This is a genomic window from Streptomyces sp. NBC_00316, from assembly GCF_036158715.1.
Classification (GTDB): Bacteria; Actinomycetota; Actinomycetes; order Streptomycetales; family Streptomycetaceae; genus Streptomyces.
Window position 1 is genome coordinate 1,997,550 of record NZ_CP108023.1, and the last position, 20,220, is coordinate 2,017,769.

At 71.4% G+C, this 20,220-nt stretch carries 11 protein-coding genes; 3 read left to right on the forward strand and 8 right to left on the reverse strand.

Annotation, left to right across the window (positions count from 1 at the left end; all coding sequences use genetic code 11):
- Window positions 1-182 precede the first annotated feature (182 nt).
- On the reverse strand, window positions 183-1,436 hold the full coding sequence (locus OG878_RS08805; RefSeq protein WP_443049245.1) for an ROK family protein: 1,254 nt from the start codon (window positions 1,434-1,436) through the stop codon (window positions 183-185).
- 504 nt (window positions 1,437-1,940) lie between these two features.
- Here OG878_RS08805 and OG878_RS08810 point away from each other — a divergent pair.
- Entirely contained in the window at window positions 1,941-4,358 is a 2,418-nt protein-coding gene (locus tag OG878_RS08810; RefSeq protein ID WP_328886263.1) for an endonuclease/exonuclease/phosphatase family protein, read from the forward strand.
- Window positions 4,359-4,534: 176 nt separating this feature from the next.
- Here OG878_RS08810 and OG878_RS08815 read toward each other — a convergent pair whose 3' ends face one another.
- The 3 genes from OG878_RS08815 to OG878_RS08825 form a co-directional block, all read right to left on the reverse strand.
- Window positions 4,535-5,452 carry an alpha/beta fold hydrolase gene (locus OG878_RS08815; protein WP_328886264.1) on the reverse strand — a complete coding sequence of 306 codons (918 nt, stop codon included), beginning with the start codon at window positions 5,450-5,452 and terminating at the stop codon, window positions 4,535-4,537.
- Between the two features lie 21 nt (window positions 5,453-5,473).
- The gene (locus OG878_RS08820) at window positions 5,474-6,748 is read right to left on the reverse strand and encodes a beta-ketoacyl-[acyl-carrier-protein] synthase family protein (RefSeq protein ID WP_328891185.1); all 1,275 of its coding nucleotides are present in this window, start codon (window positions 6,746-6,748) and stop codon (window positions 5,474-5,476) included.
- Between the two features lie 212 nt (window positions 6,749-6,960).
- The gene (locus tag OG878_RS08825) at window positions 6,961-7,194 is read right to left on the reverse strand and encodes an acyl carrier protein (RefSeq protein WP_328886265.1); all 234 of its coding nucleotides are present in this window, start codon (window positions 7,192-7,194) and stop codon (window positions 6,961-6,963) included.
- A 346-nt stretch (window positions 7,195-7,540) separates the two neighbouring features.
- On the opposite strand from OG878_RS08825, the gene OG878_RS08830 reads away from it, so the two are divergent.
- Both OG878_RS08830 and OG878_RS08835 read left to right on the forward strand, forming a co-directional pair.
- Complete coding sequence (locus OG878_RS08830) at window positions 7,541-9,118, forward strand: peptidoglycan-binding protein (protein WP_328886266.1); 1,578 nt, start codon at window positions 7,541-7,543, stop codon at window positions 9,116-9,118.
- A 340-nt stretch (window positions 9,119-9,458) separates the two neighbouring features.
- On the forward strand, window positions 9,459-10,670 hold the full coding sequence (locus OG878_RS08835; RefSeq protein WP_328886267.1) for an MFS transporter: 1,212 nt from the start codon (window positions 9,459-9,461) through the stop codon (window positions 10,668-10,670).
- 105 nt (window positions 10,671-10,775) lie between these two features.
- Here the strand turns inward: OG878_RS08835 and OG878_RS08840 are convergent, their stop codons facing one another.
- From OG878_RS08840 to OG878_RS08855, 4 genes are all read right to left on the reverse strand, one after another.
- Complete coding sequence (locus OG878_RS08840; RefSeq protein WP_328886268.1) at window positions 10,776-14,537, reverse strand: S8 family serine peptidase; 3,762 nt, start codon at window positions 14,535-14,537, stop codon at window positions 10,776-10,778.
- A 360-nt stretch (window positions 14,538-14,897) separates the two neighbouring features.
- Window positions 14,898-16,049, reverse strand: a complete 1,152-nt coding sequence (locus OG878_RS08845; protein WP_328886269.1) for an XdhC family protein — start codon at window positions 16,047-16,049, stop codon at window positions 14,898-14,900.
- Between the two features lie 37 nt (window positions 16,050-16,086).
- A complete protein-coding gene (locus tag OG878_RS08850) occupies window positions 16,087-17,550 on the reverse strand; it encodes an NCS2 family permease (RefSeq protein ID WP_328886270.1) in 1,464 nt (487 codons plus the stop codon).
- A 284-nt stretch (window positions 17,551-17,834) separates the two neighbouring features.
- A complete protein-coding gene (locus tag OG878_RS08855; protein ID WP_328886271.1) occupies window positions 17,835-20,219 on the reverse strand; it encodes a xanthine dehydrogenase family protein molybdopterin-binding subunit in 2,385 nt (794 codons plus the stop codon).
- Between the last annotated feature and the right edge of the window lies 1 nt (window position 20,220).

The window sequence follows — 20,220 nt, forward strand, 5'->3', positions numbered from 1 at the left end:
GAGCGACAACAGAAACGTCGGGCGACGATACGCACCGGCGCGGCCGCGCGGCGGTATCGCGCCACCGAGGGCGCGTACCGGAATTTCCGCTGCTGGCTGGTCATGAATCCATCATCCCGCTCGGGCTCGGACCCGGTCAACAATGCAACTCTCTGAATTAAATCGGGGGCCGTGCCGCTCCGTCAGCACACCGCGGGCAGCGCGGGCCACGGGCCGAGCGGGTCCCCGTACAGGGCTCCCAGCGCCACCGCGCCACCCGCGGTCGCCAGTACGGAGCCGGTGAAGCTGCTCGGCACCACCGCGCGCTCGGCGTCGTCGCAGACCGCGGATCGCTCCGCCACCTGCGCCCGCAGTTCGGCCAGACACTCCGGGATCCGGCCCGCCCCCGGTTCGACCACGACGAGCACCTCGGGGTCGAACATGTCCAGGAGCAGCGCCGCGGCTCGGCCGACCAGCCCGGCCCGGCGCCGGAACAGTTCCAGCGCCCGCCCCTCGCCGGCCAGGGCCAAATCCAGCAGTTCCCGGAACGAGGCGACCCGAAGCCCCTGTTCGGCGGCGCGCCGCACCATGGCCCGCTCCGACACCTCGGACTGGAGACATCCGGTCCGCCCGCAGGAACAGGGCTCGGCGCCACCGGATCCGCCCGCTCCGAGCGGCAGATGGGCGACGCCGCCCGCCCCGGAGCGCGGCCCCCGGTGCATGGCGCCCTCGGTGGCGAAGGCCGCGTCCACGACCGCGCCGATGAACAGCAGCACCGTGCTGGTCCGGGTCGAGGTCTCGCCGAACATCTGCTCCGCCCGCGCCAACGCCCGTGCGTGGCTGTCCACATGGACCGGCAGCCCGGTCGCGGCGGAGAGGACGTCCCGTACCGGCACATCACGCCAGCCGAGCTGGGGATGCTCCACGATCACGCCGGCCTCGGGGTCGACCCGGTGTCCGGTGGCGACGCCCAGCGCGAGCACGGTCCGGCCCGCCGCATGCGCGGTGGCGAGCCGGGGCAGGCGTGCGGCGAGGTCGCCGAGCATCCGGTGCGGGTCCGTGGTCCGGTGCGGCCGCCGGTCCTCGGCGACGATCCGGCCGCGCAGATCCATCAGGGACACCGTCGAGTGGGCGACGGCGATGTGCGCGCCGGCCACCAGGTAGCGGCCGGTGTCGATCTCCACGGGGATGTGCGGCCGCCCGAGCCCGCGCGGCCCGGAGGTCTCGGCGCTCTCCCGGACCAGTCCGCGGGCCAGCAGCCGGCCGACGTGCCCGGTCACGGACGCGGGCGAAAGGCCGGTGAGCCGGGCGACGGTGGACCTGGCGACGGGGCCGTGGTCGAGGATGGCGCTCAGTACGGACCCGGTGCCCGAGACGCGTCGGGCGGGCCCGGGGGCGGGCAGGTCGGAGCGGCGCAGGGGGGTGGGGCGCCGGACGGGCGCGGACAGACTCTTCACCATGTCTTCCAGATCCTCGAGGGCAGCCGGTGCGGCGGTGCGCGCTCCTCGAAGAGGGAGCGCGTGGCAGACGCTGCTGACATGCGAACAAGGTCAGCGGCTCTGCTTCTCCCGTGGAGAGAAACGCCCTGCGAAGATCCGATGGGCTGCACCCGAGGGTGCGCCGCTCGCGCGGGCGTCGTGCTCTCAGGCCTGGTGACACGCGGCGGAGCACACACGCTTGAGGTCGACATGACCTCGAGTCGTCAGGTGTGCGGATCGCTGCATGGCGGGCAACGTAGCCGGAATGACGTAACCCGGTCAAACCACTGCCCGCATCATGGACAACCGCACGGGGCGAATCGGTGCGTTCGGCAACTACGTGCCTGTCCGGCGCGCCCCGGGCGACCGGCCGGGCACCGGGGCATCCGGGCGATTCCTGGAATTAACCTCTGATGCCTTGTCATGACTGGTTCTACGCGCATAGCTTGTGGCCTCTCATCACACTCTGAGGGGCAGCTCACCGTGCACATATCCAGACCGCGTTCCGTCCTGCTGGCCGGCGCCGTCGCCGTGACGCTCTCGGCGACCGCGCTGCCTGCCGCCTTCGCGGCCCCGTCCTCGACCGCCGTGATCTCCGAGGTGTACGGCGGCGGAGGCAACTCCGGTGCGACGCTCACCCGCGACTTCGTCGAGCTGGCCAACGCCGGCTCCGCCGCGTACGACCTGTCCGGGTTCAGCGTCCAGTACCTGCCCGGCACTCCGTCCGCCGGTTCGCTGTGGCAGGTGTCCGCGCTGACCGGTTCCGTCGCCCCCGGCGGCCGCTACCTGGTCGCCGAGGCCGCGGGCACCGGCGGCACCGTCGCGCTGCCGACCCCGGACGCCACCGGCACCGTCGCCATGTCCGCGACCAGCGGCACGATCGCACTCGTCTCCGGCACCACCCCGCTGACCTGCAAGACCGCGGCCGACTGCGCCGCCGACACCCGCATCGTGGACCTCGTCGGCTACGGCTCCGCGGTCGTACGGGAGGGCAGCGGGCCGGCGACGGGTACCTCCGCCACCGCCTCCGTGTCGCGCGGTACGTCGCTCGCCGACACCGACGACAACGCCGCCGACCTGACCGCGGGCGCCACGACACCGGTCAACACGGCCGGTGAGACGTCCGGCGGTTCGGGTCCGGGCGACCCGGGGAACCCGACCGAGCCCGGCCCGGTCAGGATCCACGACATCCAGGGCACCACCCGTGTGTCACCGCTGGACGGCCAGTCGGTGACCGGGGTCCCCGGCGTCGTCACGGCGGTGCGGACCAGCGGTTCGCGCGGTTTCTGGATCCAGGACGCGGCCCCGGACGCGGACGCCCGCACCGGCGAAGGCGTCTTCGTCTACACCGGCTCCGCCGCCCCGGCCGTCGCGGTCGGCGACGCGGTGCTGGTCAGCGGCAAGGTGGACGAGTACTACCCGTCGGCCACCACCCAGTCGATCACCGAGATCACCGCCCCCAGGGTCACGGTCCTGTCGTCGGGCAATGCACTGCCCGCACCGGTCGTGCTCGATGCGGCGTCCGTGCCCGGCGCGTACGTCCCCTCGGCAGGCGGCGGTTCGATCGACGCGCTGCCCCTCGACCCGGCGACGTACGCCCTCGACCGCTACGAGTCGCTCGAAGGCACCCGTGTCGAGATCGCCGACACCCGGGTCACGGGTGCGACGACCGCGTACGGCGAGGTCTGGGTGACCGTCAAGCCGAACGAGAACCCGACCCTGCGCGGCGGCACGCTCTACTCCTCGTACACCGACCAGAACACCGGTCGCATCAAGGTGATGTCGCTCGACACCACCCGCCCGTTCCCCGTCGCGAACGTCGGCGACGTGCTGTCCGGCACCACCACCGGTGTCCTGGACTACGACTCCTTCGGCGGCTACAACCTCCAGGCCACCGAGCTCGGCACGCTCACCGACCACCACCTGCGGCGTGAGGTCACCCGGAAGCAGAAGGGCAAGGAGCTCGCGGTCGCCACGTACAACGTGGAGAACCTGGACGCGCTCGACGAGCAGGCGAAGTTCGACACCCTCGCCCAGGGGGTCGCGGTCAACCTCTCCTCGCCGGACATCGTGTCGCTGGAGGAGATCCAGGACGACAACGGCGCGGTCAGCGACGGCACGGTCGGCTCCGAGGCGACGCTCAAGCGGTTCACCGACGCGATCGTCGCGGCGGGCGGCCCGCAGTACGCGTGGCGCTACATCGCCCCCGAGGACGGCAAGGACGGCGGCGAGCCCGGCGGCAACATCCGCAACGTCTTCCTCTTCAACCCCGAGCGGGTCGACTTCGTGGACCGTCCGGGCGGCGATGCGACCACCGCGGTGACGGCCGTGGACATTCGGAAGGGCGTCACGCTGTCGGCCTCGCCCGGCCGCATCAACCCGACCAGCGACGCCTGGGACGACAGTCGCAAGCCCCTGGTCGGCGAGTTCCGCTTCCACGGGAAGCCGGTGTTCGTCATCGGCAACCACTTCGCCTCCAAGGGCGGCGACCAGCCTCTGCACGGCCGCTACCAGGAGCCGACGCGCAGCTCCGAGACGAAGCGCGTGAAGCAGGCGGCCGAGGTCAACACCTTCGTCAAGTCGCTGCTGGCGGCTGACAAGTCGGCCCGGGTCATCGCCCTCGGTGACCTCAACGACTTCGCGTTCTCCCCGACGGTGCAGAAGCTGGCCTCCGACGGAGCGCTCAAGCCGCTGATCACCACCCTGCCGAGGAACGAGCAGTACAGCTATGTGTACGAGGGCAACTCGCAGACGCTCGACCACATCCTGACCAGCCCCGGCGTCTGCCGCTTCGACTACGACGTGGTGCACATCAACGCGGAGTTCGCCGACCAGGCGAGCGACCACGACCCGCAGATCGTGCGCGTGGACGTGAACGCTGCCGTCCACGGTGACCACTGACCTGATGTAACCCGGCCCGACCGGCCCGCCCTGCGGGCGTCGGGAGACCGGCCCCGGCCCCTTCCGTGGACAGGCTCCACGGAAGGAACCGGGGCCGGACGGCGTTCGGGCCCGCCGGCGCGGCCGGGCGGCGTCAGGGCCTCGGCCGGCTCGGCAGGCGCACGGTCATCGGCCGGTCACCGTCGCACCGCGTATGCGGAGACCGCCGCATCGTGTTCCGCCCGGCGCCGGTGCGGCAGCGTGGCGACGCCCGGGGCGGTGTCGAGCGGGCGGTCGGTGAAGAACCGTGCCACCAGGTCCGCCACGTCGTCGGGCCGTTCCAGGACGACCCAGTGGTCGGAATCCGTGAGGGTGAGGAAGCGGCTGCCCTCGATCGTGGCGGCGAACTCCCGCTGCTGGGCGGGTGAGCTCACCGTGTCGTGCTCGCCTGCGAAGACCAGGGCGGGCACGCCCGTCAGCCCCCCGGAGAAGTCCGGCGGGTCGCCCAGCACCCTGCTCACGGAGTCCGCCGCGTGCGGGGACCCTGACATCGCGTGCAGGAGGGAACGGCGTACGTAGCGCAGCGCCAGCTCCCTGCGGTGGACCCGGCGGTCCGGGTCGAGGCACATCAGCCCCTCGGCGGCGAGCGCGGCGGCGGCTTCGAGGTCACCGGCCTTCAGCCGTTCCTCGGCCCGCAGCCAGTGGGCGCGCTGACCGTCGTCGATGTGCGACGGCACGCCGCCGAGGATCAGCCGGGCGATGCGGCCCGGCTCGTGCTGGGCGCACTGGAGGGCGACCGAGGTGCCGTAGGAGTACCCGAAGAGGTTGACCCTCTCCACACCGAGGTCGTCGATGATCCGGGTGAGGGCGGAGCGCAGGATCCCGGCACTGGGTACGTCCGGCAGGGGATCGGCCCCGCCCATGCCGGGCAGGTCGGCGGTGACCACGTCGGCCACCGCCCCCACGTGGTGGTCCATCTGGGGCCAGCCGAACATCCCTTGGAGCGCGCCGCCGAGGATGACGACCGGTTCGGTGCGCGCTGCGGGCTGCTGCAGGAGTCGGTAGCCGTACCGCAGTCCGTTCACCGAGAGCGTGCGGACGGTCTCCTGGGGCATGCGGGGTCTTCCGTTTCTGCGTCAGGCCCTGGTGAGGACGAGTGCGGCATTGTGGCCGCCGAAGCCGAGTGAGGTCTTGACGGCGACGTCGAACAGGCCCGGGCGGGCCTCCTTGGCGACCACGTCGATGGGGATCTCCGGGTCCGGTGCGTCGAGATTGACCGTGGGCGGCACGAGCTGGTGCTGAAGGGCGAGCACGGTCAGCGCGGTCTCGATGCCGCCTGCGGCACCGAGGGTGTGTCCGGTCATCGACTTGGTGGAGGTGACGAGGGCCCGGTCGCCGAGGACCCGGCGGAGCATCGTCGCCTCGATGAGGTCGTTGGAGACGGTCGAGGTGCCGTGGGCGTTGACATGACCGACGTCCGCGCCGTCGAACCCGGCGTCGGCGAGGGCGGTACGCAGCGCCCGTTCGATGCCGAGCCCTTCGGGGTCGGGGGCGACCGCGGAGTACGCGTCGCTCGACGCCCCGTATCCGGCGATGTGGGCACGGATCCCGGCGCCGCGGGCGCGGGCGTCTTCCGGGCGTTCGAGTACGAGGAGCCCGGCCCCCTCACCGACGACGAAGCCGTCGCGGTGGACGTCGAACGGACGGCAGGCCGCCCCGGGGTCGTCGCGGCGGGTGGAGACGGCCTTCAACTGGCAGGCGCTGGCGATGAGCAGCCGGGAGCACACCGATTCGGCGCCGCCCGCGATGACGATGTCGCAGGCGCCGGTGCGCAGCATCTGGTGGGCGGTGCCGATCGCGACGGTGCCGGAGGAACAGGCGGTGGAGACGGCCTGGCTCGGGCCGTGGACGCCGAGGTCCGTGGCGACGCTGCTGGCGGCGCCGTTGACGACGGTCAGCGGGGCGAGCTTCGGGGAGACGCGGCGCGCGCCGCGCCCGGCGAGGACGGCGTGCTGCTCGTCGTAGAAGGGCAGACCGCCGTGGGCGGAGCCGATGACGACCGCGACCCGCCCGCTCTCCCAGACCGAGGGGTCGAGCCCGGCGTCGGCGACGGCTTCGCGGGCCGCGATGACGGCGAGCTGGGAGAAGCGGTCCATCAGCCGGTGCGCGGCCACACCGAGGACCGCCTTCGTGTCCAGGCCCGTGATGGTGTACATGAAGTCGCAGGGCAGATCGGCGAGTTCTGGACGCCGTAGGACGGAGGGCGCGGTGGCCGCCTCGCAGACGGCGCGCCAGGTGTTGCCGGCGCCCACGCCCGCGGCGGTGACGAGCCCGACTCCGGTGACGGCGGCGCTGAACGGTTCCGGGCGGGGTGACGGGACACGGCGAAGAGGGGCGGGACGGGGCGTCACGCCTTCGGTGGGCGGGCGGGGCGCCGTGACCTCGCCGGGCAGTCGGATCGGCTGCCCCGTGGCGAGCGTGCGGGTCGCCGTGTCCTCCGCGAGCGCGCGGGTCGCCCGGACCTCGGCGGCCTGACCGGCCGCCGAACCGTCGGCGGACGGACCGCCCGGCAGGCCCTCGGCGTCCGCACCGGCCGTGCGGCCCTCCGCGACCGGGCGGGGGGTCACGCCGCCGCCTTGCCGTCGACCGTCTCGACCAGCCGGCCCCAGGTGTCCCGCGAGGACAGCTGGACATCGTCCAGGTCGACTCCCATCCGGTCCTCGATCAGGAGCCGCAACTCCTCCAGGGCCAGTGAGTCCAGGCGGAGCTGATGGAGCGACACCTCGGGCCCGATGGTCCGGGGATCGGTTCCGAAGTTCGACACAAGCAAGGTGCTGATCTCTTCTGCCGTGCCCATGAGGCACTCCTCCGCTGTCGTACGCGGTGACGCCTGCCGCGTGAGGTGTACGTGCCATCGGGTGACGCCGGCCGGTTCCGGAGGGACCCTTTATACGCCTTCGCGGTGAGGCGTCCCGTCCGCGTTCCCCCCGTGCGGTGGTTGACCGTCCAGGTGTCCGAATCGCAGCTCCACCCAGTGGACCCTCACCCGTCGCCCCCGCGCCATTGGAGTGAATGGGAGTTCGACACACGACAAGATCATTGTCATGCCCTGAACAGATGCATACGGTGAGCGGCTTCGCGGCCCTCGGCCCACCTCACTCGGGGTCCGGGCCGTTCTTCTTCCCCACAGAGCAGGAGCAGGTATGCCCAGACGAGCCGCAGCCCACTCAAGGGTCCGCGCATCCGTCCTTGCAGCCCTCACCGTCACGGCGCTGGCCGCGACCGGCACACCGGCCCTCGCTGCCCCCGCCGCACCTCCTCCGGCGCCCGCGGCCGCCGCCCGTCAGGCCATGAACGAGGCATTCGTCAGGGCCTCCGGGGAGTTCGACGTACCACGTGATCTGCTCGCCGCCGTCGGCTACGGCGAGACCCACCTCGACGGCCACGCCGGCCGCCCCAGCCAGGCGAACGGGTACGGCGTGATGCACCTGGTGAGCAACCCCACGAACCGGACGCTGGAGAAGGCTGCCGACCTCACCGGTGAGCCGCTGTCACAGCTGCGGCGGGACACCGCGGCCAACATCCTGGGCGGTGCGGCCGTGCTGCGCTGGTACGCGGACAGGCTCGGCCTCGACGGGGGCGAGCGCGACGACATCGACGCCTGGTACCCGGCTGTCGCCCAGTACAGCGGCTCGACCGGCCGCACCGCCGCTCTCTACGCCGACGCCGTCTACACATTCCTGGCGCACGGGTTCAGCGCCACCGTCCCCGGTGGCGAGCGGATCTCGGTCGCGGCGCGGCCCGTCGCTCCGGAGAAGGGCCCCTTCGCCACCGCAGGCGTACGCACCCAGAGCACCGACTACCCGTCCGCCCTGTGGGTCCCGGCCGATGCGCACAACTTCACCGTCGGCAGGTCGGCGAAGATCGACAAGGTGATCATCCATGTCACGCAGGGGTCGTACGCAGGCACCATCAGCTGGTTCCAGAACCCCACGTCCGAGGTGAGCGCCCACTATGTGATCCGCTCGTCCGACGGACAGATCACACAGACGGTGCGCGACCGCGACACCGCGTACCACGCGAAGAACTCCAACGCCTCGGCGCTCGGGATCGAGCACGAGGGCTTCGTCGACGACCCGTCCTGGTTCACGGACGCGATGTACCGCTCCTCGGCCGCGCTGACCCGCACGCTGTGCGACACGTACGGGATCCCCAAGGACCGGACGCACATCATCGGGCACAGCGAGGCGCCGGGCAGCGACCACACCGACCCGGGGAAGTACTGGGACTGGAACCTCTACATGGGCTACGTCGAGGACGACGGCACCGACAGCAGCGGCGACGGGCTGAGCTTCACCTCGTACACCAGTCAGCAGAGCGGATCGTCGGGCCCCCGGGTCAAGGCGGTGCAGCAGCTGCTGAACGAGCAGGGCTTCGCCACCGGCGACGGGGCGGGGACCTTCGGCGCGGGCACCGTGGGCGCGGTGAAGGCGTACCAGACGGCCCGCGGCCTGACGGCCGACGGCGTCGTCGGCGCGCAGACCTGGACCGCGCTGCTCTCGGCCGGCACCACACCGACTCTGCAGCAGGGCAGTTCGGGCCCGGATGTGAAGCGGCTCCAGCGCTCACTGACCGCGGCGCTCGGCACGACCGTGGACGCCGACGGGACCTTCGGTGCCACCACGGAGACGGCGGTGCGCGCGTACCAGACGGCCCGCGGGCCGGCCGTCGACGGGATCGCGGGCAGCAGCACCTGGACGGCGCTGCAGGCCGGGCGCTGACCCCGCCCCGCTGCGCCCTGCTCCGGCTCGACGTCCCGCGCCCGGTACCGGCCCGGCGCGGGCGAGTCGGAGTCGAAGCGCGCACCGGGTGCCGCCGGGCCGGCAGGTCCGGCATGCACGGTCTCCCTGCGTCGACGGGTCGCCCCGGACACCGACGACGTCGGCTGCCCGCGGGACTGACGGCACCCATCGGCCACCTGCTACGTTGGCACACATGTTCCTCCCCTGTGCCTAGGACTCCGTACCGACCGCACCCCGTGTCACCCCGGGTGCGGCACTTCGGCGTCCCTGCACACGCGCAGTGCCCGTCTCCGCACTGCCTTCCCGAGGACAAGCCCTCATGCTTTCGCCTTCGCACGCTCCCTCGTACGCGACCGTCCTGCGTACCCGTCATGCCTCCCGCACCTTCGGTGCCGCACTCCTGGGGCGGCTGTCGTACGGGATGGTCTCCCTCTCCCTGATGCTGGCGGTCAAAGGGGCCACCGGCTCGTACTCCGTGGCGGGCGCCGTCATGGCGCTGTTCGGGGCGACCAGTGTCTTTCTCTCGCCGGCCCGTGCCGCACTGATCGACCGGTACGGGCCACGCCGGGCCCTGCCGCCCATGGCCACCGTCTATGCGCTGCTCCTCTCCGCCGTGGCGGGTGCCACCTGGCGACCCGGCGCATCGGGGCTCCACCTGGGGGTGCTGGCCGTGGCCGCCGGTGCCTGCACACCACCGCTCGGGCCCGTGATGCGCACCGTGTGGAGCACCCTCGTACCCGACAGGGAACTGCTGCAGCGGGCGTACAGCCTGGACGGCGTGGCCGAGGAACTGCTCTTCGTCACCGGGCCGTTGCTGGTGGGACTGCTGGTGAAGTTCGCCGAGCCCGCGACCGCCGTGGCGGTCAGTGCCGCGCTCGTCCTCGTGGGCGCGATGGCGCTGGTGTCGTCCCCGGCGGTGCGCGGCACGGGTGCCCGCCCCCCGAAGGAGGCGCAGCCCGGCCCTTCCGGATCCACCGGGCAACGGCTGCTCGGTGTCGCCGGTTTGCGTCACGCGGTCGTGGTGACGGCGGGCGTGGGGCTGTGTCTGGGAGCTCTCGAGCTGCTCGTGGTGGCCTTCACCGAACTGCATCATCAAGGTGCGGCCGCGGCCTGGGTGCTGGCGTCGCTCTCCGCCGGGAGCGCGGTCGGCGGTCTGGCCTACGGCGCCGTCTCGTGGCGCATGTCGAGTCGGCTGCGGCTGACGGCACTTGCCGTGGCGCTGGGGACGACCCTCTTGGTGGCGGGGGTGTCACCGAACCTGTACGTCATGGTGGCGGTGGTCGCCGCGGCCGGGCTGTTCGTCGCCCCCGCCCTCACCACCGCGTACCTGATCGCGGACGAGTCCGTCGGCCCGGTCAGCCGAACGCAGGCGGGCGCCTGGGTCAACACCGCGGTCAATGCCGGATCTTCGGCGGGCACGGCCGCGGTCGGCCTGCTGGTGGGCCGGGTGCCGCTCGCGGCGTGCTTCGCGCTCGCGGCCGCGCCGGTACTGCTCTGCGTGGCGTTCACGTGGGGACGCGCACGGCGGTGACGCCCTCGTTCCCCCGCTGCCGGACGCCAAGAGGCGGCTGCGCACCCCGGTCCGGGGTGCGCAGCCGCCTCGAGCGGACCGTTCAGCAGATCGCTGCGGGGAAGGTCACTTCAGACCGAACGCCCGGATGATCTCCTGGTCGACGCCGAGCCCCTTCCCGTCCTCGGTGTGCGCCTTGAGCGAGACGAAGCCGCCGGCCTTCCCGGGCGTCTTGAACCCGGCGGTCCAGTGGCCCTCGGAGGTCCTGTGCACCTCCGCGGCGACCCAGGTCCTGCCGTCGTCGTAACTCACCGACAGCGATGCCTTCTTCGCCTTCACCGAGCCCTCCAGCCACTCCTGCGTACCGGAGGACAGACCGATCTCGGTCCACCGGCCGGACGCGACGTCACCGGCCAGGTCGGTGTCGACCTTGTAGTCCAGCTGCAGCAGCGGGATGTCGGCCTGGAAGGGGCCGTTCTCGTCCAGGGCGCCCGAGACGAAGCTCCACTCGGTGTGCGTGCGGGTGGAGGTCTTCCACACGTCGCCGTCGCGGGTCGAGTCGAGGACGAAGCGGTACGGCAGCTTCTCGGACGCGAGGTCCCCGACGTACCCGGCCCGGCCGGCGAAGTTCCGGATCAGCGTGTCGCCCTGGTAGACGGCGGTGGTGGTGGTGTCGTACTCGTCCTCCGACATCGAGCCCGAGTGGCCCGCACCGGAGTCCGTCCACGGGGTGAGGTTGAACTGCATGTCGTTGTAGACGGTGCGGAACGGACCCCAGAAGCCGGTGCCCAGACGCGGCCGGCTGACCGGTGCGAACCAGTCGGCGTCGTAGGTGCGGCCGGCCGTGTAGTCGTCGTTGCCGCCGCGCATCTCGTGCGCGAAGCCGGTCTCCGTGGCGTTGAAGACCGAGTGCTCGTCGTACCAGAAGGAGTCGCCCGGAAGCGGGGTCACCCACTCGTCACGGGTGGCGGGGAACTTCTCGTACTCCAGGAAGCCGATGCCCGGCCCGTAGTCCGGGATGTCGTAGCGGTAGCCCCCGCCGAGCACGTCCTTGTGACCGTAGAAGGTGTTCTCCACCTTCGCCAGGTCGCGGGTCGTCGGGGCGAACGCGAGCGAGTGGTCCGGGATGTTGCCGTTGTGGCGGTCGACCAGGTCGTAGAGGTACCGGGCGAACCTGCGCTGGGTGAAGGAGAGCTTCTCGCCGCGCGCGGCCGCCTTGATGAGGTTCTCACCGGCCCCCTGCTGGACCGAGGCGACCGGAATGGTAGTCGTGGTGCCCCACTCGGTGTACTGCTCCATCGCCACACCACGGCCGTCGTTGACGACGAAGAGCGCCTTGGCGCCCGCGGCAAGCGCGTTGGCCAGCCGGTCGGCGGCGGCGACCGCGTCACTGCGGCGGACCACGACGGCCTTGCCCTTGACGTCCAGCCCCTGGTAGTCGGCAGCGGCACCGTTGCCCGCGAAGACACCGGTCAGCTTCTGGCTGCTGTTCTCCGCGACGGGCGAACCGCCCTGCACGGCCGCCGGCACATCACGGCCGTCGGCCGACAGGTCGATCTGCTTCTCGCCCTGGCGCCAGCGGGTCAGGAAGCTGAAGCTGCCCTGGGTGACCTTCTTCGTGGGGCTGGCCCACAGCTGGTCGTACGTCACCGGGACCTGGTACGCGTCGCGGAAGACCATCCCGTTGGCTGTGGTGCGGGCCATGTCGTAGCGCAGCTGCCGGGTCTCGGTCTCCTGCGGCGTCCGCACACTGATCTTGCGGGCCTTGGACGCGTCCAGGGTGACGGTGGTCGGCTTGTCGAGGACCGTCTCGGGCTCCGCGAGGAAGGCGACGGCCTTCGAGTCCGGGCGGTCACCGTCGACGTCGACGGAGGCCCAGGAGGTGTACGTGCCCGGGGGCAGCCGCAGCGTGGTGTCGCCGGAGACCGGGACGACGTTGAGACTGCCGAACGGGTCGTTCAGATCGCCGAGGACGACATAGCCGTCCATCGGCTCGCCCGCGCGGTCGCGGAGCTTGTACGTGAGGTCGTAGAGTTCCCGCTCCTTGCTCAGCGCGAAGCCGGTGTGCGCGACGGTCGCGCCGGACGCGTCCTTCGCGACGACCTGACCGGAGAACGTGGTGCCGGCCTCGGCCTTCGACGGGTCCAGCGACAGCACGGCGTCGGCGGTGGAACCGGCCGGGACGGTGAGCTTCGGCGTCGAGACCGTGTACGCGGGCGAGTCCGTGTCGGTGGCCAGGTCCAGGGTGACGTCCTGCGTACCGGTGTTGCGGTACGTGATCGTGCGCTCGGCGACCGGGTCGGACGCGCTGTGCGGCCAGTCGTACGAGGCGACCGCGACGGAGCCGGTGGCCTCGATCGTCGTGTCGACCGCCGCCTTCACGTCGACGCGGCCGGTGCCCTGCTGGTACGGCGTGTAGTCGGGCAGCTGCTTCGACGAGGACATCAGCGCGTCCTTGATGCGCTGACCGGACCAGTCGGGGTGACGCTGCTTCAGGATCGCCGCGGCGCCCGCGACGTGCGGGGTCGCCATCGACGTACCGGACATCTGCTGGTACATCCCGCTGATGCCGGGGACCGCCTGCGAGGCGGCTGCGTTGATGTCGACGCCGGGGGCGGACAGGTCGGGCTTCAGCCCGTTCGACCGGGTGAGCGGGCCCATGGAGGAGAAGTCCGCGCGGACGTCCTGCTTGTCGACGGCGGCGACGGTCAGCGCCTTGTCGGCCGAACCGGGCGAACCGATGGTGCCCTCGCCGTACGCGTTGCCCGCGGCGATCACGAACAGCGGGCCACCGTCCGCCGAGAGCGCGTCGACCGCCTGCGACATCGGGTCGGTGCCGTCGTCCGGGATGTCGGAACCGAGGCTCATCGAGACGACGTCGGCGCCTTCGGCCTTCGCCCACTCCATGGCGGCGATGATGCCCGAGTCCTCACCGGAGCCCTCGTTGCTGAGGACCTTGCCGATGATCAGGTCCGCGCCCGGGGCGACGCCCTTGTTGACGCCGTCCGAAGCGGCGCCGGAGCCCGCGATGGTGGAGGCGACGTGGGTACCGTGGCCGTGCTTGTCGAGGACTTCCTCGCCGGGAACGAAGCTCTTCGACTCGAGGATGCGGTCCTTGACGTCCGGGTGGGTCGGGTCGATGCCGGTGTCGAGCACGGCGACCTTGGTGCCCTTGCCGTCGTATCCCTCGGCCCACGCCTGCGGGGCGCCGATCTGCGGCACCGAGTCCTTGAGTGCCGCCTCGACGCGCCCGTCGAGCCACAGTTTGGCGATGCCGTCGTCGAGCGACCGGGCGTTGGACGGACGCGCGATGTCGTTCCAGAAGGTCCGGGCGGTGTCCTTGTCGGCCTTCAGCGCCGCACCGTGGATGCTGTCGAGCTCACGGACCGTCTTGGCTCCGCGCGGCACGGCGGGCAGCGAACGGGCCCGGCTCGCCGGGTAGGTGGCGATCAGCGGGATGCCACCGGTCTTCTTGTCGTCGTACCCCATCTTGGCAAGGGTCGAGACATTGAACAGCCGGCGGTCCAGCTTCCCGGAGGCGACGAGCGCGGTCGCCTCGTCGGGCAGGACGTAGACGTCGTCGCCGACCTGCTGCACATGCACACCGCCGGCCGCACCGTCGGGTCGGTCCACGGTGACGGTGTCCTGCTTGCCGGCACCGTCCTCGTAGTGGACGACATCGCCGGTGAGCAGCGTGATGTCGTACTGGTGGACTGAGGTCCGGGACGGTGCGGTGGCCCCGGGGGCGGCCTGCGCCGCCGAAGCGGTACCTGCTGCAGGCAGCAGGGCGCCACTCACAAGAGCGACCGAGGTCGCTATGAGCAGGGCCCTGCGTCCCGCGCGCACGGGTCTCGCCCGGCCGGAAGCGGAGGAGGGTGTGAATGTCATGGGGTTGATGTACCGGCAAATTCACACCCGCGTCTGCGCTCACCGCTGGCGGGATACCGCCGTGGCGGCATTCCGCCGTTTCGGGAGTTCCGGCGAACACCCCCAACTACGCCTCTTTTCAACTCGTTTCACCCGCGGGCGGGCAGCGGTTCGGCTCACCTGCCGGCGTCGCGCCACATTCCGGTGAGCCCGCACGGCCGGTCGCCGGACTCCTTGAGGCGAGCCTCGATCGCCGCACGCGTCACCGCGATCTCGCTCCCCGGGAACGAACTCGCGACATCACGGAACCCGTGGACGACGAGCAGCAGATGCGCTCACTCCGTCGACGGAGCAGACGCCGGAACCGTCCGGCCGTGCGGATCAGGCCACCGAGGAGATGTGTCCGGCAGGCGGCTGCCCGCCCTCGTGGTGGATCGGGGTGTGTGCGCCGGTGAGCGGGACGCCGCTGCCGCCGCGCCGGTCGGCGACGATCTCGGCGGCGATCGACAGCGCGGTCTCCTCGGGGGTGCGGGCGCCGAGGTCGAGGCCGATCGGCGAGTGCAGCCGGGCCAGTTCGAGCTCGGTGACGCCGGCCTCGCGGAGCCGTTCGTTGCGCTCCAGATGGGTGCGGCGCGATCCCATCGCCCCGACGTACGACACCGGCAGCTTCAGCGCCGTCTCCAGCAGCGGGATGTCGAACTTGACGTCGTGGGTCAGCACGCACACGGCCGTGCGCGCGTCCACGGCGGTCGACGCCAGATAGCGGTGCGGCCAGTCGACGACCACCTCGTCGGCGTCGGGGAAGCGGGCCTTCGTCGCGAAGACGGGCCGGGCGTCGCAGACGGTGACGTGGTAGCCGAGGAACTTGCCGGCCCGGACCAGGGCGGCGGCGAAGTCGATGGCCCCGAAGACGATCATCCGGGGCGGCGGGACGCTCGACTCGACGAGCAGCTGGAGCGGCCGGCCGCAGCGTGATCCCTCGGCGCCGATCGTGACCGGGCCGGTCCGGCCCGCGTCCAGCATCGCGCGGGCCTCGGCCGCCGCGGTGCGGTCCAGCTCCGGATGTCCGCCGAGCCCGCCCTCGTACGAACCACCGGGACGGACGAGGAGCGGGCGGCCGAGGAGTTCGGCCGGCCCGTCGGTGATCCGTACGACCGCCGCCGCCTCCCCCCGCACGGCGGCGGCGAGACCGGCGGCCAGCACCGGGCGTGCGGGGTCGTCCGCACGGACCGGTGTCACCAGGATGTCGATGATGCCGCCGCAGGTCAGCCCGACCGCGAAGGCGTCGTCGTCGCTGTAGCCGAACCGCTCCCGTACGGTGGTGCCGTCGTCGAGGGCCTGTTGGCACAGCTCGTACACGGCCCCCTCCACACACCCGCCGGAGACCGAACCGATCACCGTGCCGTCGCGGTCGACGGCGAGGGCGGCTCCCGGTGGCCGGGGCGCGCTCCCGCCGACCGCCACGACGGTCGCGACGGCGAATTCGCGTCCTTGCCCGACCCACCGGTGCAGCTCTTCGGCGATGTCCAGCATGACGTGACTCCTTCGGCGTGGTGTTCAGGGACGGGGGTCAGCTGACTCCCAGCCAGCTCTCGATCGGATGCAGTGCGAAGTAGATGACGAAGATGAAGGTAAGGCCCCACATGAAGCCACCGATCTCCCGGCCCCTGCCTTGAGCCGCCCTGATGGCCACATAGGAGAGAACACCGGCGGCGACGCCCGGCGTGATGCTGTACGTGAACGGCATCAGCACGACCGTGAGGAAGACCGGGACGGCGATCGCCCGGTCGCTCCAGTCGACGTGCTTGGCGTTCTGCATCATCATCGCGCCGATGACGACCAGAGCCGCGGAGGCGACCTGCGGCGGCACGATCGCGGTGAGCGGGGTGAAGAAGAGGCAGGCTGCGAAGAACAGGCCGGTGACCACGGAGGCGAGACCGGTGCGTGCGCCTTCGCCGACGCCGGTCGCCGACTCGACGAACACGGTCTGCCCGGAGCCGCCCGCGACACCGCCGATCGCACCGCCGGCGCCGTCGATGAACAGCGCCTTGGACAGGCCCGGCATCCGGCCCTTGCTGTCGGCGAGCCCGGCCTCCGTACCGACACCGATGATGGTGGCCATGGCGTCGAAGAAGCCGGCCAGCACCAGGGTGAAGACGATGAAGCCGACGGTCATCGCGCCGACGTCGCCCCAGCCGCCGAACTCGACCTTCCCGAAGAGGGAGAAGTCCGGGGCGGAGACGGCACCGCCGGTCAGCTCCGGCGGCGACATGTTCCACGCCTTGGCGTCGAGTCCGGCCACCATGTGGACGACGACCGCGATCACGGTGCCTGCGACGATGCCGATGAGGATCGCCCCGGGGACGGCGCGAGCCTGCAGCATGAAGATCGTCAGCAGGGTGACGCAGAAGACCAGGACGGGCCAGCCGGCGAGCTCGCCGTTGATGCCGAGCGTGACGGGCGGTCCCGACGGCGATCCCCTGCCGACGAAACCGGCCTTGTAGAGGCCGATCAGGGCGATGAAGAGCCCGATGCCGATGGTGATGCCGTGCTTCAGCGGGAGCGGGATCGCATTCATGATCAGCTCACGCAGACCGGTGACCACCAGGAGGCAGATCACCACGCCGTACATCACGCACATGCCCATGGCCTGCGGCCAGGTCATGGCGGGCGCGACCTGCGACGACAGGACGCCGGAGACACTGAGGCCGGCGGCGAGGGCCAGGGGCACCTTGCCGACGAAGCCCATCAGCAGGGTGGTCGCGGCCGCCGCGAGCGCGGTGGCGGTGATCAGCCCCGGCCGGCTGAGCAGATGTCCTTCGACGTCCTTGCCGCCGAGGATGAGCGGGTTGAGCAGCAGGATGTACGCCATGGCCATGAAGGTCGTGACGCCGCCGCGCACTTCTCGCGCGACGGTGGATCCTCGCTCGGATATGTGGAAGTACCGGTCGAGCCACGATCTGCCGGCGGGGATGCGCGAGCCGCGGCCCGCTTCCTCCGCGGTTGTCCTGGGCTCCACTGACTGCTGGGTCATGATGCCTGACTCCCAAGGTTCACAGGGGCACCCGCGATGGAGACTCTGCATGCGGGATTTGGGATGACTGCTTGGCTGCACGACCCGGGGGACGGCCCGGGACGAACTGTTCCTGCAGCGTGCGTGCGCGGTACTGCGCTTGTTTCGCGCACAGCGGTGCTGCGGGTGCTGCTCGGATTTCGGAAGACCGCGAGCGGTGCGGTGCTTCGGACCTCCGGGCGGTGCGCGCGGCGGAAGTGTGACGTTCCTCGCGCCCCGCCCGGAGAGTTCGGCGGGAGCCGCTCTCAGGTGCCGGTGAGGTGCTCGGGGCGCACCGGCGTCCTGTTCAGCTCCAGTCCCGTCGCGTTCCGGATCGCCGCGAGGACGGCCGGGGTGGACGACAGGGTCGGGGCCTCGCCGATGCCACGGAGCCCGTACGGGGCGTGGTCGTCGGCGAGTTCGAGCACATCGACCGGGATGGTCGGTGTGTCGAGGATGGTGGGGATCAGATAGTCCGTGAAGGACGGGTTGCGTACCTTCGCGGTCTTCGGGTCGACGATGATCTCCTCCATGACGGCGACACCCAGCCCCTGGGTGGTGCCGCCCTGGATCTGGCCGACGACGGACAGCGGGTTGAGCGCCTTGCCGACGTCCTGGGCGCAGGCCAGTTCGATGACCTTGACCAGACCGAGCTCGGTGTCGACCTCGACGACGGCGCGGTGCGCGGCGAAGGAGTACTGGACGTGGCCGTTGCCCTGTCCGGTGCGCAGGTCGAACGCCTCGGTGGGCCGGTGGCGCCACTCCAGCTCGATGTCGACCGCCTCGTCCTCCAGCACGTCCACCAGATCGGCCAGCACCTCGCCGCCGTCGGTGACGACCTTGCCGTCCTCGAGGAGCAGCTCGGCGGTGGCCCAGGCCGGGTGGTACGTACCGAACTTGCGGCGGCCGATCTCCAGGACCCTCTCGCGGACGGCCTCGCAGGAGTGCTTCACGGCGCCGCCGGTGACGTACGTCTGCCGGGAGGCGGAGGTGGATCCGGCCGAGCCGACCCGGGTGTCGGCCGGATGGATGGTGACCTGGGCGACGCCGAGCTCGGTGCGGGCGATCTGTGCGTGGACGGTGACGCCGCCCTGTCCGACCTCCGCCATCGCGGTGTGCACGGTGGCGACCGGTTCGCCGGCGATGACCTCCATGCGGACCCGGGCGGTGGAATAGTCGTCGAAGCCCTCGGAGAAGCCGACGTTCTTGAGGCCGACCGCGTAGCCGATGCCGCGTACGACACCTTCGCCGTGGGTGGTGTTGGACAGGCCGCCGGGCAGGGCGCGTACGTCGGCCTCCTCGCCGGCGACCTCCCACTGGCGCTCGGGCGGCAGCGGCCGGGCCTTGACCCGGCGCAGCAGCTCGGCGACCGGGGCGGGCGAGTCGACGACCTGCCCGGTCGGCAGGAGGCTGCCCTGCTCCATGGCGTTGAGCTGCCGGAACTCGACAGGATCCATGGCCAGTTCGGCGGCGAGCTTGTCCATCTGCGCCTCGTAGGCGAAGCACGCCTGCACCGCCCCGAAGCCGCGCATGGCGCCGCACGGCGGGTTGTTGGTGTAGAGCGCGATCGCTTCGATGTCGACGTCGTCGACGACGTACGGGCCGACACCCAGCGAGGAGGCGTTGCCGACGACGGCCGGTGAGGCGGAGGCGTAGGCGCCGCCGTCCAGCACGATGCGGCACTTCATGTGGGTGAGCTTGCCGTCGCGGGTGGCGCCGTGCTCGTACCAGAGCTTCGCGGGGTGGCGGTGGACGTGTCCGAAAAAGGACTCGAACCGGTTGTAGACCATCTTGACCGGTTTGTTCGTGCGAAGCGCCAGCAGGCAGGCGTGGATCTGCATCGACAGGTCCTCGCGGCCGCCGAAGGCGCCGCCGACGCCGGAGAGCGTCATCCGGACCTTGTCCTCGGGCAGGCCGAGGACGGGGGCGATCTGGCGCAGGTCGGAGTGGAGCCACTGGGTGGCGACGTACAGGTCGACGCCGCCGTCCTCGGCGGGGACCGCCAGGCCGGACTCGGGGCCGAGGAAGGCCTGGTCCTGCATGCCGAAGACGTACTCGCCGCTGACGATCACATCGGCGCGGGCCGCCGCCGCGTCCGCGTCGCCGCGGACGATGGGCTGGCGGTGGACGATGTTCGGGTGCGGGACGTGGCCGGCGTGGTGGTCGCGACGGCCCTCGTGGACGAGGGGCGCGTCGGGTGCGGTGGCGGAGGCCTCGTCCGTGACGACGGGCAGCTCCCGGTAGTCGATCCTGATCTTCGCGGCGGCGCGGCGGGCGGTCTCCGGGTGGTCGGCCGCGACGAGCGCCACCGGCTCGCCGTGGTGACGGACCTTGCCGTGGGCGAGGACGGGGGTGTCCTGGATCTCCAGTCCGTAGTTCTTCACCGAGGTCGGCAGGTCGTCGTAGGTGAGTACGGCGTGGACGCCGGGGGTGGCGAGCGCCTCGGAGATGTCGATCGAGACGATCTCGGCGTGCGCGACCGTGGAGCGCAGGGTGTGGCCCCAGAGCATGTCCTCGTGCCACATGTCCGAGGAGTACGCGAACTCGCCGGTGACCTTCAGGATGCCGTCGGGGCGGAGCGTGGACTCGCCGATGCCGCCCTTGGTGCGGGTGCCCTGGTTGATGTTCGTGGGGGAGCCGGTAACGCCCATC

Bases quoted from the DNA above. Each gene is read 5' to 3' on its own strand.
- OG878_RS08815 (WP_328886264.1), bottom strand. From the start codon at position 5,452: ATGCCCCAGGAGACCGTCCGCACGCTCTCGGTGAACGGACTGCGGTAC.
- OG878_RS08825 (WP_328886265.1), bottom strand. From the start codon at position 7,194: ATGGGCACGGCAGAAGAGATCAGCACCTTGCTTGTGTCGAACTTCGGA.
- OG878_RS08830 (WP_328886266.1), top strand. From the start codon at position 7,541: ATGCCCAGACGAGCCGCAGCCCACTCAAGGGTCCGCGCATCCGTCCTT.
- OG878_RS08835 (WP_328886267.1), top strand. From the start codon at position 9,459: ATGCTTTCGCCTTCGCACGCTCCCTCGTACGCGACCGTCCTGCGTACC.
- OG878_RS08840 (WP_328886268.1), bottom strand. From the start codon at position 14,537: ATGACATTCACACCCTCCTCCGCTTCCGGCCGGGCGAGACCCGTGCGC.
- OG878_RS08845 (WP_328886269.1), bottom strand. From the start codon at position 16,049: ATGCTGGACATCGCCGAAGAGCTGCACCGGTGGGTCGGGCAAGGACGC.
- OG878_RS08850 (WP_328886270.1), bottom strand. From the start codon at position 17,550: ATGACCCAGCAGTCAGTGGAGCCCAGGACAACCGCGGAGGAAGCGGGC.
- OG878_RS08855 (WP_328886271.1), bottom strand. From the start codon at position 20,219: ATGGGCGTTACCGGCTCCCCCACGAACATCAACCAGGGCACCCGCACC.